We start from the raw sequence: 13,416 nt of genomic DNA, 5'->3' as shown, positions 1-13,416 counted from the left end.
TCGTCTCGCGAAACGCGGGGAGGGAACGGGCATGGAGCCTCGGGCAATCTGGTACACGGGGCAGCGCGGTGTCGCGATCCGCCCGGCGAAACTCGGTGAAGGTGAGCTGCTGCTGCGCATGGTTGCCTCGGGCCTCTCCCGCGGGACGGAGCGCATCGTCTGGTCCGGCGCCGTCCCCGAGAGCGAGCGCACGCGCATGGCGCTCCAGACGCAGGAGGGCGATTTCGGCTTCCCGGTGAAGTACGGCTACGCGGCCGTCGCGCGGATCGAAGAAGGGCCGGAGCGCCTTCGTGGCCGTCTTGTCTTCGCGATGCATCCGCACCAGACCCTCTTTCGCCTGCCGCTCGAAGCGGTTCATGTCCTGCCGTCCACCCTGCCGCCGGCCCGGGCCACGCTTGCCGCCAACATGGAGACGGCGCTCAACGCGATCTGGGACGCCCAACTCAGACCCGGGTCCCGCGTGGCCGTGATAGGGGCCGGCCTCGTGGGCTGTCTGACGGCCTATCTGGCTGCACGCATTGGAAAAGCCAAGGTGACGTTGGCTGACAAGATAGAGAGCCGCCAAACACTGGCGAGTGAACTTCGCGTGAGTTTCGCATCTGCGAAAAACCGCCTGTCTGAGATGTCCACGGTATTCCATTGTTCCGCGAGCGCGGGGGGCCTTGCCGCCGCCATCGACGCGCTGGAGTTCGAGGGGCAGGTGATCGAAATGAGCTGGTACGGGGCCGAGCCCGTGCCGGTACCGCTGGGCGGCGCCTTCCACGCGAACAGGCTCTCCATACGCTGCTCCCAGGTGGGTCATGTGGCACCTGGCCGCCGCGCCTCGGTCAGCCATGCGGAGCGGATGCGCACGGCCATCGGCCTGCTCGACGATCCCGCGCTCGACGCGCTCGTCACCCATCACATGCCGTTCGAGGAGGCGGAGACGCTGCTGCCCGAGCGCCTCACCGAGGGGGCCGACGGCATCGCGACCGCGATCACCTATGGGTGAGCGACGCGTCAGGTGAGGTGCAATCCCCCGTCCACCGGCAGCACGACGCCCGAAATGTAGGGATTGGTCATCAGCGCGACCGCCGCCTGCGCGATGTGTTCGGGCCGCCCGGCGGTGCGTACTGGCAGTTCTGCCTCCATCCACGATCCCAGTTCCTCCCGCTGCGTTTCGGTCCAGACGTTGGTGAGTACTACCCCGGGGGCCAAAACGTTCATTCGCAGCGGTGCGAGTTCGATGGCGAGCGACCGGCCAAGCTGCATCACGGCGGCCCGCACGCCGTTCATGACCGACAGGCCGGAGTCCGGTCCGGACGGTTTCAACCCGGCCACGCTGGCGAAAAGCGTGGCGGACCCGCCCCGTTCCATCCGGGCCGCGACCGCGCGCAGGACGTGGACCTGGCCCCAGAACTTGTCGAAACTGGCGCGCATCGTCTCCTCGGTCAGCTCGGTAAAGGGGCCGCGCTTGGCGTTCTCGTCCGCAACGGCGGAGATCAGGACGTGGTCGATGTGGGGCACGTCGGCGAGCGCCGAGGTCACCGAGGCGGGGTCGAGGTAGTCCATGGGCACGATGCGCGCCCAGTCGGGACGTGGCAGCGCGTCCCGCACCGCCTCCAGCTTCGCCGCAGACCGGCTGGCGAGGATGACCTCGGCGCCCAGTTCGGAGGCAAGCGCCGCCGTCGCGGCCCCGATACCCGAGGACGCGCCGACCACCAGCACCGTCCGGTCCGTCAGCGTGAAGGGGTTGCTCACCATGGTCCGATCTCCCGTCCCGGCCGCAGCGTGGCCGATTTTTGCAATGCAGCATTGCGGATGCCGACCGATCCGCTAGGTCATGGGCAACTGCAATGCTGCGAGGAGCCGCCCATGTTCGCCGTCGAGGTCCGCGACCACATCATGATCGCCCACAGCCTGAAGGGCGAGGTCTTCGGACCCGCCCAGGCGATGCACGGCGCCACCTTCGTGGTCGACGTCACCTTCTTTCGCGAGACCCTGTCCGCCGACAACATCGTGGTGGACATGGGCCGGGCGCATGACGTGCTCAAGCGCGTTCTCGGCCCGATCAACTACGCCAATCTCGACGAGGTCTTTCCGGGCGAGGTCACGACGACCGAATACCTCTGCCGCCACATCCACACCGAGATCGCCAAGGCGGCGCGCGAGGGCGGGCTGGGGCCGGGCTCCGACGGGCTGTCGGCGCTGCGGGTGACGCTGAACGAGAGCCACGTGGCGAAGGCCTGGTACGAGGCCGCGATTTGAGCCTCGGCGATTTCGCCATCCCCGGCGATCTGGAGATGCGGACGGGCGGTTACGCCTATGACCGCCATGTGCTCGCCGCACTGCCGGGGTTGCGGCATGTCGCCTTGCCAGGCAGCTTTCCGGCCCCAACGGACGCCGATCTTGAGGAGACGCGGGCGCTGCTCAGCGGCCACGGCCCGGTGATGATCGACGGGCTGGCGCTTGGTGCTACGCCGGTGGCGCTGCTGGAGGGACTGGAGCGGCCCATCGTGGCGCTCTGTCATCATCCACTGGCGCTGGAGACGGGGCTGGACGCTGTGCAGGCGGAGGCGTTGCGGGCGAGCGAGACCGCGGCGCTGGGCGTGGTTGAGGCCGTGATCTGCACCAGCACCACCACCGCCCGCATCCTCGCGACGGAGTACGGCGTGGACGATGCGCGCATCACGGTGGCGGAGCCAGGGCTGGCCCAGATGGACGCGGCGGCACGGCAGGGCGAGCCGCCGGTGATCCTCACCGTGGGCTCTTTCACGCCGCGCAAGGGGCATGACGTGCTGATCGAGGCGCTGTTGCGGCTGGAGGACCTGCCCTGGCAGGCCCGCTGGATCGGCGCGCGACCGGACGAAGAGTGGGCCGCGCGGATCGAGGCACGGGTGGCGGAGGTCGGCCTCACCGACCGCATCGCGATCGAAGGGGCGGCGACCGACATGGCGGCGGTCTACGCGGGCGCCGATCTCTTCTGCCTGCCCTCGCATTACGAGGGCTACGGCATGGTCTTCGCTGAAGCCATGATGGCCGGCCTGCCCATCATCGCCTGCGCCGGCGGTGCCGTGCCGGACGTCGTTCCGGCGACGGCGGGTCGACTGACGGAGCCGGGCGATGCGCGTGCGCTGGCCGACAGCCTGCGGATGGTCCTCGACGATGGGCGCGTGGCTGAGCGGATGGCGACCGCTGGACGGGCCCATGCGCTTTCGCTTCCGACCTGGGCCGAAACCGCGGCCCGGATCGCCGATGTCCTCGAAGGAGTGCGGGCATGAGCTTCTCCCCCGACTGGCTGGCGCTGCGCGAACCGGCCGACCACGCGGCGCGCAGCCCGGCCCTGCTCGGCCGGCTGGAGCGCTGGGTCGGCGGGCGCGACCTGCGGATCGTCGACCTCGGCAGCGGGACGGGGTCGAGCTGGCGCGCGCTGGCGCCGCGGCTGGGCGGACACTGGACGCTGACCGACCTCGATCCGGTTCTACTGGAGCGGATGCCAGCAGGCGTGGAGCGCCGTCAGGTGGATCTCTCGGCGGAGTTGGAGGACATGGTGGTCAGGGCCGACATCGTGACCGGCTCGGCCCTCATCGATCTGGTGTCGGCAGAGTGGCTCGACCGGCTGGTCGCCGCGCTTGCGCCGTCCACGGCGGTCTACTTCGCGCTGAGCTATGACGGGCGGGAGGACTGGTCCCCTGCCCCGCCTTTCGAGGCGCAGGCGCTCGCCGCGTTCCGGCAGCATCAGGAGGGCGACAAGGGGTTCGGCCCCGCGCTCGGGCCCGGAGCGACACAGCATCTTGGGGCAGCACTTGCAGCGCGGGGCTGGCAGGTGTCGGTGGCGGACAGTCCATGGCGGCTCGGGTCCGGCCAGCGGGCCCTGATCGAAGCCCTCGCTGATGGTGCCCGCGATGCGGTCGCGGAGACCGGGGCGCTCATCGGCACTGAGCTCGAGGCGTGGTGGCAGGCGCGGCGGACTGCCCAGCGTGCCTCGGTGGGGCATCTCGATCTGCTGGCGTTGCCGCCGTCGTAACTCAGGCGCCTTTGTTGGAAACTATCCGCAAAGCTCCAACACTTTTTGCAAACATAAGTCGCGGCGTCAGCGCACCATGCGCGACAGCACCCCGTCCCGCTTGACGATGCCGTGGTAGAGCGCAGCGGCAATGTGCACCACCGCCAGCGCGATCAGCAGCCGCACGGCGAGGCCGTGGCCGTCGAGCAAGGTCCGCGACAGCTCCCGATCCGGCCCCACGAGGTTGGGCATGTCGAAGAAGCCGAAGACCGGGAGGGGCGCAGGAAACGCACTGACCCCCGCCCAGCCCAGCACCGGGACCACGATCAGCAGCACATAGATCAGCCCATGCACGATGCCGGAGGCCATGCGCTGAGCCGGTGCCAGAGGCTGCGCATAAGGCGGCTTCGGCATCACCACCTTCACAATGATCCTGAGCAGCATCAGGCCCAGCACCAGGAAGCCGACGCTCTTGTGCATGTTGTAGAACCGGTCGAAGGACCCGGCGCCGAAGGTCGCCTCGATCGCGTCGCGATTGTCGAAGTCGGTGAAGATGAAGCCTGCCGGGATCATCGCAACGAACAGCAGCGCCACGATCCAGTGCAGGGCCTTCTGCGTGATCGAGTAGCTGTATACGTCGCTCATGATGTCCGGTCCCAGGCCTCTCTCAGGTCGCAGGTGAAGAGCACGTCGCCGTCGTCGAAGACATGGACCCGCGTTACCGGGCGGCGCGCCTCCTCCAGCCGTTCGACGGGCGCGAGCTTCAGCCCCGCCTTTCCGGAGCCGAGGATCATCGGAGCCATCAGGATATGCAACAGGTCGATTGCATCGGCGTCGAGAAAGCGGGCGAGCGTGTCGGCGCCGCCCTCGATGAGCAGGCGTTCGAGACCGCGCTCGGCCAGCGCCGCCACGATGGCGCGGGGGTCGAGCTGCTCCCCGTCGCAGGGCACCTCGACCACCTCGGCCTTTGCCCGGACACGCTGGCCGGGGCGGGTGACGACGTAGACCGGGGCGGCCTCGTCGGAGAAGAGCGTCAGATCCGGATCGACGCGGCCGTTGGGGTCGATGACGACCCGGGCCGGGTTCTCCCCCGGGCAGCGCCGCACGGTGAGCTGCGGATCGTCGGCAAGCGCGGTGCCGACGCCGACCACCACCGCGTCCACTTCGGCGCGGAGACGGTGCAAGTGGTCGAGCGCCGCCTTGCCATTGATGTACTTCGAGGCGCCCGTCACGGTCGCGATCCGACCGTCGAGCGTCTGGCCGAGCTGGGCGATCACCACCGGGCCGGTCGCGCAACGCGGCGGCAGCAGGGGGGTGATCGACTTGGCGGCGGCGATATTCATCTCGGGCTCTCCCTCAACGCGGGTAGGGACTTAGCACGATGCACTCGTCAGGCGAGTGCACCACGAGGTGAGGCAGGGGCGGGGTTCGCGGCGGGCGGGGTGGGCTTGCCCCGCCAGGGCTGACCCTTGAGCCAGCCGACGAAATAGGCGCATCCGATCAGGACGGCGAAGCCCCACAGGTTCACGGCCCACCAGGTGATCGGCTCGCGCCCCACGACGTCGAGCAGGAAGCCGTTGAACCGCGACAGCGGGATCGACAGCATGAAGCAGGCGAGGCTCTGCGTACCGACCTTGCGCACGACGGGGACCACGTGGCCGATCAGGTCGTGAGTCATCCAGTGCCGCCACTTCGGACCGATCGCGGCCCAGATCAGGATGACCGATCCGATCAGGTTGAGAAGCTGGAAGACGCCGATCCGGTCCACCGGCACGAAGAGATCGGTGCCGAAGACACTGATCGCGGCCGGACCCAGTAGCCAGCCGAAGAACTGGTCGAGCGGCGGCAGCCCCACGCGCATCATGTCGATGTAAGTGTAGGGAACGGTCAGGATCACCACGATCCCGGCGAGCACCAGCGTCCCGGTCTGGGCCGCGCGCGGTGCGTCGAACCCCTCGCTCAGCCGGATGCCGCGCGGGCCGACGAGGTACCACGCAATATAGGCCGTTGCCAGGAAGTGCAGGTATCGCAGCGCCCCCTGGTCGGGCTTCAGCCACAACGGGCGGATCGCCTCGCGCGTGTCGGCGATGAGGTTCTGGATCCACCAGTCGTCAGGCAGGTAGAGGCCGCGGTGGATCTTGAACCAGGCAAACGGGATGACCAGCACCACGTAGACCACGCAGATCCAGAACAGGCGGCTGGAGCGCGGCGGCGCCTTCACCCACTTCATCCCCAGCACATAGCCTGAGAAGAAGATGAGCTGCCAGGCGAACGGGTTGAAGAACCAGCGTCCCTCGCCCCACGGCGTCGACGGCAGGTTGAGGAAGGAGAAGGTCTGCCCGATCCCGTAGAGCACCTGTTGGAGCCCGTTCAGCATTACAGGCTCCGCCATGCGATCGATCCGGAACGCGTAACCGGCGAGGTTCGAGGCCAGCCACAGCAGGAACATCGAAGCGAGCACCGCCGGCGTGCCGCCCGCGCGGTGGATCAGCATCAGGAACGGGATCATGCCGAGGATGACGATATACATCGGCAGGATGTCGAAGAGCCCGGGCACGTAGGTCAGGGTGAAGAGGCCGATCAGCGCCTCGCCCGTATTCTCGAAGAGCGGCACGACATAAGGCCCCGTGATGTAGGTCCGCTCCGGATCGCCGAGATCGTAGTGGTCGAAAATGAACAGCATGATCGCGGTGACGAGGAAAATCCCGATATGCGCCCAGTAGACCTGCCACATCCGGTGCACGATCCGCACCGCGCCCAGCCACCAGGCCCGGTCGGTGAAGATCGCGCCGAAGGCGAGGGCCGAGGCCATGCCCGAGCAGAACACGAAGAGATCCGCGCCGTCCGAGAAGCCGAACCGCGCCGGGATCCACAGCGCCCAGGTGTTTCCGGGGGTGTGCGCGAGCAGGATGATGAACATCGCGCAGCCGCGGAAGAAGTCGAGACGCGGGTCACGGGGCTTCTTCGCCTTGGGGGCGTTCACCTCGTTGACCGGCTTGGCTCCGGCTGCGGATACGTCCTGTGCAGGCTGCGCCATTGGCGCAGCCCTGGCTGCGTCGCTCGTCATGGGGTCGTGTCTCACTCCGCCGCGATACCGGCGGCGGCCAGGTCGGCGCGGCGGGCGGCGATCTGGCTCCGCCGTCTTTCGGTATAGCCGTCCTCGGCGCCGCGTTCCAGCGTGCGGCGCGCTAGCAGTCCTTCCGCCTCAGCACAGCGGCCGGCGCGCAGATGCGACTCGACCGCGAGACGCCAGAAGACGTCGCGCTGCGCGTGGCTGCCGCCAGCGCGGGGCAGATGCTCCAGCCCGCGGGCGAGATCCGTGGCCGCACGGTCGTAATCTGCAGCACGGAAGGCGAGCATGCCGCGCGCCATCGGCACGCCGGTCAGCGCGCTCACCTCGTGCTGATCGTGGTCGAGGGTCGAGGCATCGGTGGCGATGCGGGCGGTCATCGCCTCCGCCTCCGCCTCGCGACCGGTGCGCATCAGCGCCATCATGTAGTGGAGATCGGCGAAGATGAGCGAGCCATCATCCCAGCGGTTGGCGGAGAGATCGGCCAGCTCCTGCCAGCGCTCACCCACATCGACGCCCTCGACCTCCAGCCGGAAGAGCAGCGAGGCGGCGTTCGAGATGTCGCGGAAGTCGTCGGTCGGCTCGGGCCGCACCTTGCGGTCATAGAGCTCCAGCACCGGACCATAGGCGCCGCGGTCGAGGTGGAACAGGGCCAGATGCCACCACACGTGGTAGCCGAAGTTGTTGCAATGCGACCAGTGGCGCGAGCGCCCGGCGAGCCAGCGCACGCCATCCTCGGCCCGGCCGGTCATGTCGTGCACATGGGCCACGGCATGCAGGCCCCATGCGTCGTCGGGCGACAGCTCCAGACCGGCGCGGCCGACACTCTCGGCCGCCGCGTAGTCGCCATTCTCCTCCAGCGCGAAGGCCTCGCAGCCCATCAGGTAGCCGCGCATCGCGTGATCCGGCGCAAAAGCCTGCTTGGCGAGCCGGGTGGAGGCGAGCATTCCGGTCGCATCCCCCAGCATGAAGCGCACGGCCTGCGTGAGTTTCATGGCGAGCACGTCGCCCGGCCACGCCATGGTGATCGCGTCGAGTGCCGCCGCCGCCCGCCGCCAGTTCCCGGCCACCGCGGTCTCCAGCACGGCCACGTAAGCCCGCTCCCGCGCATTCGCGCCACCGGCGTCGGAGGCCTTGCGCGCCGCATCGAGCGCCATCGTCACGGTCGGCATCAGCTCGGACCGGCCCAGGAGCAGGTAGAACATGCCCTTCGCCGCATGTCCCAGAGCGAAGCCCGGCTCGGCCTCCAGCACCCGGCCCAGGTGGACCGGCGTGGACGCGCCATGGGCGAGAAACGCGCGCTGCACGGCGTTCCATTCCGCAACTAGACGCGGATCACCGAGGGTGACTTCAAGGCTGTTGAGATCCGACAGCATGTTCTCTCCGGGATCGAATTGACGCAAAGCAACATAAACCCGGTGTCGCGACTGTCTTCATCACGAGGGGGTTATTCACCGATCTGTTATCCGTCGGGAGGTCGGTTCCGCGTATTCCTGCCGAACATGAACCGAATTCCTCTGATCGCGTCCCTTTTCGTTCTTCTGTTCCTCGCGGCGTATGCGTGGGCGGTGGAGGGTGAAACACATCTGGCCGCCGTCCTGATCGGCGGGCTCGCGGGCGTGGTGCTCTACAATGCAAGCTTCGGGTTCACCGCCGGGTGGCGGAACATGGTGCTGCAGCGGCGCGGGCGGGGCCTGAGGGCGCAGATGCTGCTGATCGGGCTGGTGGCGGTGGCCGCCTATCCGCTGATCGCGGCGGGCGGCATCGGTGGCTTCGACGTACGGGGGACGGTGCTGCCGATGGGCGTGGCCTCGGCGCTGGGCGCGTTCGTCTTCGGGATCGGGATGCAGCTCGGCTCCGGCTGCGCGTCGGGCACGCTCTTCACTGCCGGAGGTGGCTCGACGCGGATGATGCTGGTGCTCGTGTTCTTCATTGCGGGCAGCGTGTGGGCGACAGCGCATTGGGATTTCTGGGCGAGCCTGCCGCGAACGCAGGCGGGCACCTCGCTGATCGTGGAGCTCGGCTGGGCCGGCGCGGTCGCCGTGATCGTGGCCGGGGCGGCAGCGATCTGGTGGCTCTCCGTCCGGGTCGAGCGGGCGGCGCACGGATCGCTGGAGGCGGGCGGGGGCACGGCACGCTGGTCGATCTGGGCGGGGGCCGTGGGCCTCGCGGTCGTGGCCGTGCTGTTCCTCCTGTTTCTCGGACGGCCCTGGGGCATCACCTATGGCTTCGCGGTGTGGGGCGCACAGGCCGTGGACGCGCTCGGCGCCGAGCCCACGACCTGGACCTATTGGGAGGGCTGGCGGCGCGGCCACGTCGAGGGCGGCGTGATGTCCTCGACCACCAACGCCTCCAATCTCGGCATCGTCGCAGGCGCCATGGCGGCGGCGAGCCTTGCCGGGCGCTGGAACCCGATCTGGCGGCTGAGCCGCCGCGACGTGCTCACCGCCGTCATCGGCGGGCTGATGATGGGCTACGGCGCACGGCTCGCCTATGGCTGCAATATCGGCGCCTATCTCGGCGGGCTGACCTCGGGCAGCCTGCACGGGATCTGGTGGCTCATCTGGGGCTTCGCCGGATCCTTCGTCGGCGTGGCGCTGCGGGTGCGCATTGGCATGGACCCGCGCCCGGCCCGCCCAATCGTCGCCTGAGCCTTCATCTTTCCCGAAAATACGCCCGCCGGAGGCCTCGGACCGCCCGCGACACGCGATCGGTCGCTTCCGGGCTGCACGACCTGCAAAGCCGGTCTAGAACGAGGGCGGAGGGAGGGGCCGATGTTCCTGAGCGTCTTCGACATTTTCAAGGTGGGCGTCGGGCCGTCGTCCTCCCATACGATGGGTCCGATGATCGCGGCCGCACGCTTTCTCGATGCGCTGCGCGACGGGGCGGACCGGGTGCCGGGCGCGGGCGCGCCAACGCGGATCCGGGTGCAGCTCCACGGCTCGCTGTCGCTGACGGGGCGGGGGCATGCGACGGATCGCGCGGTGCATCTGGGCCTGCTGGGCTTTCGGCCCGATGTGTTCGATGCTGCTGCCGCGGCGACAGCGTTGGAGGAGCTTGCGGAGACGCGTTCGCTGTCGCCCGAGGGGCTGCCGGGGCTCGCCTATGATCCCGAGCAGGACCTCGAATTCGCCTCCAGCACGCCCTTGCCCGGCCACGCGAACGGCATGGTGATCGAAGCGTTCGATGCCATCGGAAACCTGCATCTGGTCGAGACCTACTACTCCGTCGGCGGCGGCTTCGTCCTGACCGAGCGCGAGTTGGAGCGGCAGGCGGAGGCTGATACGCCACCAGACGTCCCCTACCCCTTCCGCACGGCGGCCGAGATGCTGTCGATGGCTGCAGAGAGCGACCTGAGCATCGCCGCAATGAAGCGCCTGAACGAGTTGACCGCGACAGATGCGAAGACACTCGATGGCGGCCTGTCGCATATCTGGCGCATGATGGAGGCGAGCGTCGAGCGCGGGCTGGCGGCGGACGGCATCCTGCCCGGCGGCCTCAACCTGCCCCGCCGCGCGGGTCGCATCCATCGTCAGCTTCAGGCCGAACGGGGCCTGAACCTGCCTGCGCCCCACGTGGTGAACGACTGGCTATCGGTCTACGCGATGGCCGTGAACGAGGAGAACGCAGCCGGCGGCCAGGTCGTCACCGCACCGACCAACGGGGCGGCGGGCGTGGTGCCCGCGACGATCCGCTACTGGCTCGACCATGTGCCGGGCGCGCACCCGGCGGAGATCGGGACGTTCCTGCTGACCGCAGCGGCCGTGGGCGGGCTGATCAAGAGCAACGCCTCGATCTCCGGCGCCGAAGTCGGCTGCCAAGGTGAGGTCGGCTCGGCGGCGGCGATGGCGGCGGCCGGGCTGTGCGCGGTGCTGGGCGGAACGCCGGAGCAGGTGGAGAACGCCGCCGAGATCGCGCTGGAGCACCATCTCGGCATGACGTGCGATCCGATCCGGGGACTGGTGCAGGCGCCCTGCATCGAGCGCAACGGGCTAGGCGCGATCAAGGCGGTGAGTGCGGCCTCGCTGTCGTTGCGAGGGGACGGGCGGCATCTAGTGAGCCTGGACGCCTGTATCGAGACGATGCGGCAGACGGGGCGCGACATGAGCGAGAAGTACAAGGAGACGTCGCAGGGTGGGTTGGCGGTGAACGTGCCTGAGTGCTGACGGCTAATGTTTGCAAAAAGTGTTGAAAAGATTGCTTGATAGCCTGCAGTGACACGCCCCACGTTCACTCATTGTTCACTTCCTGCGAACATCTTCACACCATGTCTCGCGAGGAAGCCAGAAGCTCGGGTTATGCCGGATGCTGTCCGCGCTGTAGCAGCACATGGTCCGCACCCTGGGGTCGGTCGGCGAATGGATCTACTCGTCGACGGTGTCGGCAATGCGGCCGGACTTTCGTCCTCCAGCCCCGGCTTCTGAAAGGTCTGCATCGCCCCGACAAGCTGATGGCCGTCGCGAAAAAGATGGCCGCCGGTCAAGTCACCTCGGTGCGTTCGATCGCGCACAGTTTCGATATTGCACACACGACAGCGTGGCGCTGGCGGATCCGGATCCTTCGCTCAACGCGCCCGCTGAGGTGCCCAAACCACGCAATTGCACCACTGCTGAACTGCCGCGAGAGCCGAAAGGGCTCGCGAGAGTGGTTGCGTTACCGCCGCGAGCCCAACGCGCCTAAGCCGCCTCGCAAGCGGTGGGTCGACTACTCGCCCTCGACCATGCCGCCTGCGAAGCTGTGGCAGACTGCCGTCGCCGCGTCACCTCAGAACGGAGCGGTCTGGATCGGAGCTGGGCAGCAGGCGAAACGGTCCCTAGACTGGCGGAATTCAGCTCTGGCCGCCAATATGGGCGCGGGCTATCAGGCGGCGCAATCCTTTCTCGCGCAGTTCCGGGGTCCAGCGACGCGGTACCTCCACCTCTGTGCTGCTTGGTTCCTCTGGCGCGAAGGCCGCAGAAAGCTCGAGTTCGCGCAACACTTTTTGCAAACATATGCCCCGCACCGCGGACCTAGACCGCGGCAGCACTCGCCCTATCCCGTCCAACATCGTGGAAAAGGTGCGTATAGGCCGCCACCCCCACCAGCGGCACGAGCAAATTGACGATCGGGATGGACAGCGGTACCGCCATCGCGATCCCCATCAGCCAGATGCGCCCGCCATGCCGGCGGCGCAGGCGGCGGGCGTCGGCCTTCGGGATGCGGCGCAGTGCGACAAGCTGGAAGTACTCGCGACCGAGCAGATACCCGTTCACCAAATAGAAGATCACGGGCGCCAGCAGCGGCACGAGCAGGTAGATCACGAGCGCCGCCAGGTTCGCCGCCACCAAAACCCCGAAGAACTGCAGGGCATCCAGCAGGGCGGCCGCGAAGGACAGCCGGGTGGCAGGCGGTAGAGCGGGGTAGTGCCGCGCCTCCACGGCCGCCGCGATATCCTCCAGGAAGAATCCGATGCAGATCGACGCGACCGGGATCATCAGGAATACCGAGGCGAGCATCACCGCCCCCACCGCGAGGCCCGTCGCCCACGCGCCCGGATCCACCACGCCGATCCACGGCAGATCATAGGGTCCCAAACCGGAGACCAGCCACGCCGCCAGCGCGTAGAGCGCCACCAGCACCCCGACGGTCAGCCCAACCGCCTTGATCAGCACCGAGCGGAACGCGCGGTCGCCGAGCTGATCCACCGCCTTCGCAATCGCGCCGATCACGTATCAACCCACCGCGTGATCGCATCGAGATCGGGCCGGGGCCGCTCGGGCGGCGGCATTGTTTCACGACCGATGTGAACGAAGCCCGCGACCATGTCGCCCGCCTCAAGACCCAGCCCCTCGTGCAGCCACGCCTCATCCTGCGCCATCCAGCCGCTCAGCCAGTTCGCACCCCAGCCCGAGGCGAGTGCCGCGTTGACCAGCGCGAGGCACACGGCCCCGGCGGAGAGATGCTGCTCGATCACCGGGATCTTGTCGGAGGGCTGCGGACGGGCCACCACCGCGACCACCAGCGGCGCATCGGCGAAGGAGGCGACCGCCTTTTCCAGCTTCTCCGGCATCTCACCGCGCTCCGCCCCGCGCCGGGCGGTCAGCGCCGCGAGCCGCTGCAGCGCCGCCCCCTCCAGCACGATGAAGCGCCAGGGCTCCAGCTTGCCGTGATCCGGGCTGCGCGCGGCGGCCGTCAGGATCGGCTCAAGCGCCGCACGATCCGGACCCGGCCCGGTCAGCGTCTTGGCGGGCCGGGAGCGGCGCGTCAGCAGGAAATCCATCACCTCGGGACGCGGTTGCAACACCATCTGTCTCACTTTCGTTCAAACGGGCCCGATGTCGGGCCTCGAACGGTACGTTTCAAGCACAAAAGCTTGCGAAGC

The 13,416-nt window shown here is 68.3% G+C and carries 14 protein-coding genes; 7 read left to right on the top strand and 7 right to left on the bottom strand.

Annotated features, from left to right (window positions below):
* Nucleotides 1-31 precede the first annotated feature (31 nt).
* A complete protein-coding gene (locus I0K15_RS13300) occupies nt 32-991 on the top strand; it encodes a zinc-dependent alcohol dehydrogenase (protein WP_196101995.1) in 960 nt (319 codons plus the stop codon).
* Between the two features lie 8 nt (nt 992-999).
* On the opposite strand, the gene I0K15_RS13295 is transcribed toward I0K15_RS13300, so the two are convergent.
* Nucleotides 1,000-1,743, bottom strand: a complete 744-nt coding sequence (locus I0K15_RS13295) for an SDR family oxidoreductase (protein ID WP_196101994.1) — start codon at nt 1,741-1,743, stop codon at nt 1,000-1,002.
* Nucleotides 1,744-1,854: 111 nt separating this feature from the next.
* Between I0K15_RS13295 and I0K15_RS13290 the strand changes: the two genes are divergently transcribed.
* From I0K15_RS13290 to I0K15_RS13280, 3 genes are read left to right on the top strand one after another with little or no spacing between them, the layout of a single operon-like run.
* Nucleotides 1,855-2,247: a 6-pyruvoyl trahydropterin synthase family protein gene (locus I0K15_RS13290; protein ID WP_196101993.1), complete on the top strand. Its 393-nt coding sequence runs from the start codon at nt 1,855-1,857 to the stop codon at nt 2,245-2,247.
* Nucleotides 2,244-3,260, top strand: a complete 1,017-nt coding sequence (locus I0K15_RS13285) for a glycosyltransferase family 4 protein (protein ID WP_196101992.1) — start codon at nt 2,244-2,246, stop codon at nt 3,258-3,260. Before I0K15_RS13290 ends, I0K15_RS13285 begins: the two co-directional genes overlap by 4 nt.
* Nucleotides 3,257-4,006: a class I SAM-dependent methyltransferase gene (locus tag I0K15_RS13280; protein WP_196101991.1), complete on the top strand. Its 750-nt coding sequence runs from the start codon at nt 3,257-3,259 to the stop codon at nt 4,004-4,006. The genes I0K15_RS13285 and I0K15_RS13280 overlap by 4 nt, the downstream gene beginning before the upstream one ends.
* Nucleotides 4,007-4,072: 66 nt before the next feature.
* Here I0K15_RS13280 and I0K15_RS13275 read toward each other — a convergent pair whose 3' ends face one another.
* From I0K15_RS13275 to I0K15_RS13260, 4 genes are read right to left on the bottom strand one after another with little or no spacing between them, the layout of a single operon-like run.
* On the bottom strand, nt 4,073-4,630 hold the full coding sequence (locus I0K15_RS13275; RefSeq protein WP_196101990.1) for a cytochrome b: 558 nt from the start codon (nt 4,628-4,630) through the stop codon (nt 4,073-4,075).
* The gene (locus I0K15_RS13270) at nt 4,627-5,328 is read right to left on the bottom strand and encodes a RibD family protein (protein WP_196101989.1); all 702 of its coding nucleotides are present in this window, start codon (nt 5,326-5,328) and stop codon (nt 4,627-4,629) included. Before I0K15_RS13270 ends, I0K15_RS13275 begins: the two co-directional genes overlap by 4 nt.
* A 47-nt stretch (nt 5,329-5,375) precedes the next feature.
* Nucleotides 5,376-7,052, bottom strand: a complete 1,677-nt coding sequence (locus tag I0K15_RS13265; RefSeq protein WP_196101988.1) for an OpgC family protein — start codon at nt 7,050-7,052, stop codon at nt 5,376-5,378.
* Between the two features lie 11 nt (nt 7,053-7,063).
* Nucleotides 7,064-8,431: a tetratricopeptide repeat protein gene (locus tag I0K15_RS13260; protein WP_196101987.1), complete on the bottom strand. Its 1,368-nt coding sequence runs from the start codon at nt 8,429-8,431 to the stop codon at nt 7,064-7,066.
* Nucleotides 8,432-8,557: 126 nt separating this feature from the next.
* On the opposite strand from I0K15_RS13260, the gene I0K15_RS13255 reads away from it, so the two are divergent.
* From I0K15_RS13255 to I0K15_RS21310, 3 genes are all read left to right on the top strand, one after another.
* On the top strand, nt 8,558-9,706 hold the full coding sequence (locus I0K15_RS13255) for a YeeE/YedE family protein (RefSeq protein ID WP_196101986.1): 1,149 nt from the start codon (nt 8,558-8,560) through the stop codon (nt 9,704-9,706).
* Between the two features lie 123 nt (nt 9,707-9,829).
* Nucleotides 9,830-11,221 (top strand): L-serine ammonia-lyase, encoded by a 1,392-nt coding sequence (locus I0K15_RS13250; protein WP_196101985.1) that lies wholly within the window; start codon nt 9,830-9,832, stop codon nt 11,219-11,221.
* 101 nt (nt 11,222-11,322) lie between these two features.
* A complete protein-coding gene (locus I0K15_RS21310) occupies nt 11,323-12,156 on the top strand; it encodes a transposase (RefSeq protein WP_479684962.1) in 834 nt (277 codons plus the stop codon).
* On the opposite strand, the gene I0K15_RS13245 is transcribed toward I0K15_RS21310, so the two are convergent.
* Both I0K15_RS13245 and I0K15_RS13240 read right to left on the bottom strand, forming a co-directional pair.
* Complete coding sequence (locus tag I0K15_RS13245) at nt 12,065-12,763, bottom strand: EI24 domain-containing protein (RefSeq protein WP_196101984.1); 699 nt, start codon at nt 12,761-12,763, stop codon at nt 12,065-12,067. The two genes, I0K15_RS21310 and I0K15_RS13245, sit on opposite strands and share 92 nt — an antisense overlap.
* Entirely contained in the window at nt 12,760-13,338 is a 579-nt protein-coding gene (locus I0K15_RS13240) for a nitroreductase family protein (protein ID WP_196105469.1), read from the bottom strand. Before I0K15_RS13240 ends, I0K15_RS13245 begins: the two co-directional genes overlap by 4 nt.
* Nucleotides 13,339-13,416 lie beyond the last annotated feature (78 nt).

The organism is Pontivivens ytuae, assembly GCF_015679265.1.
Lineage (GTDB): Bacteria > Pseudomonadota > Alphaproteobacteria > Rhodobacterales > Rhodobacteraceae > Pontivivens > Pontivivens ytuae.
Note: the sequence above shows the minus strand (reverse complement) of the source record. Positions and strands in the feature narration are given on the sequence as shown.

Excerpts from the sequence above, each read along its gene's own strand:
- I0K15_RS13300 (WP_196101995.1), top strand. The coding sequence starts at position 32 with ATGGAGCCTCGGGCAATCTGGTACACGGGGCAGCGCGGTGTCGCGATC.
- I0K15_RS13295 (WP_196101994.1), bottom strand. The coding sequence starts at position 1,743 with ATGGTGAGCAACCCCTTCACGCTGACGGACCGGACGGTGCTGGTGGTC.
- I0K15_RS13290 (WP_196101993.1), top strand. The coding sequence starts at position 1,855 with ATGTTCGCCGTCGAGGTCCGCGACCACATCATGATCGCCCACAGCCTG.
- I0K15_RS13280 (WP_196101991.1), top strand. The coding sequence starts at position 3,257 with ATGAGCTTCTCCCCCGACTGGCTGGCGCTGCGCGAACCGGCCGACCAC.
- I0K15_RS13275 (WP_196101990.1), bottom strand. The coding sequence starts at position 4,630 with ATGAGCGACGTATACAGCTACTCGATCACGCAGAAGGCCCTGCACTGG.
- I0K15_RS13270 (WP_196101989.1), bottom strand. The coding sequence starts at position 5,328 with ATGAATATCGCCGCCGCCAAGTCGATCACCCCCCTGCTGCCGCCGCGT.
- I0K15_RS13265 (WP_196101988.1), bottom strand. The coding sequence starts at position 7,052 with ATGACGAGCGACGCAGCCAGGGCTGCGCCAATGGCGCAGCCTGCACAG.
- I0K15_RS13260 (WP_196101987.1), bottom strand. The coding sequence starts at position 8,431 with ATGCTGTCGGATCTCAACAGCCTTGAAGTCACCCTCGGTGATCCGCGT.
- I0K15_RS13255 (WP_196101986.1), top strand. The coding sequence starts at position 8,558 with ATGAACCGAATTCCTCTGATCGCGTCCCTTTTCGTTCTTCTGTTCCTC.
- I0K15_RS13250 (WP_196101985.1), top strand. The coding sequence starts at position 9,830 with ATGTTCCTGAGCGTCTTCGACATTTTCAAGGTGGGCGTCGGGCCGTCG.
- I0K15_RS21310 (WP_479684962.1), top strand. The coding sequence starts at position 11,323 with ATGTCTCGCGAGGAAGCCAGAAGCTCGGGTTATGCCGGATGCTGTCCG.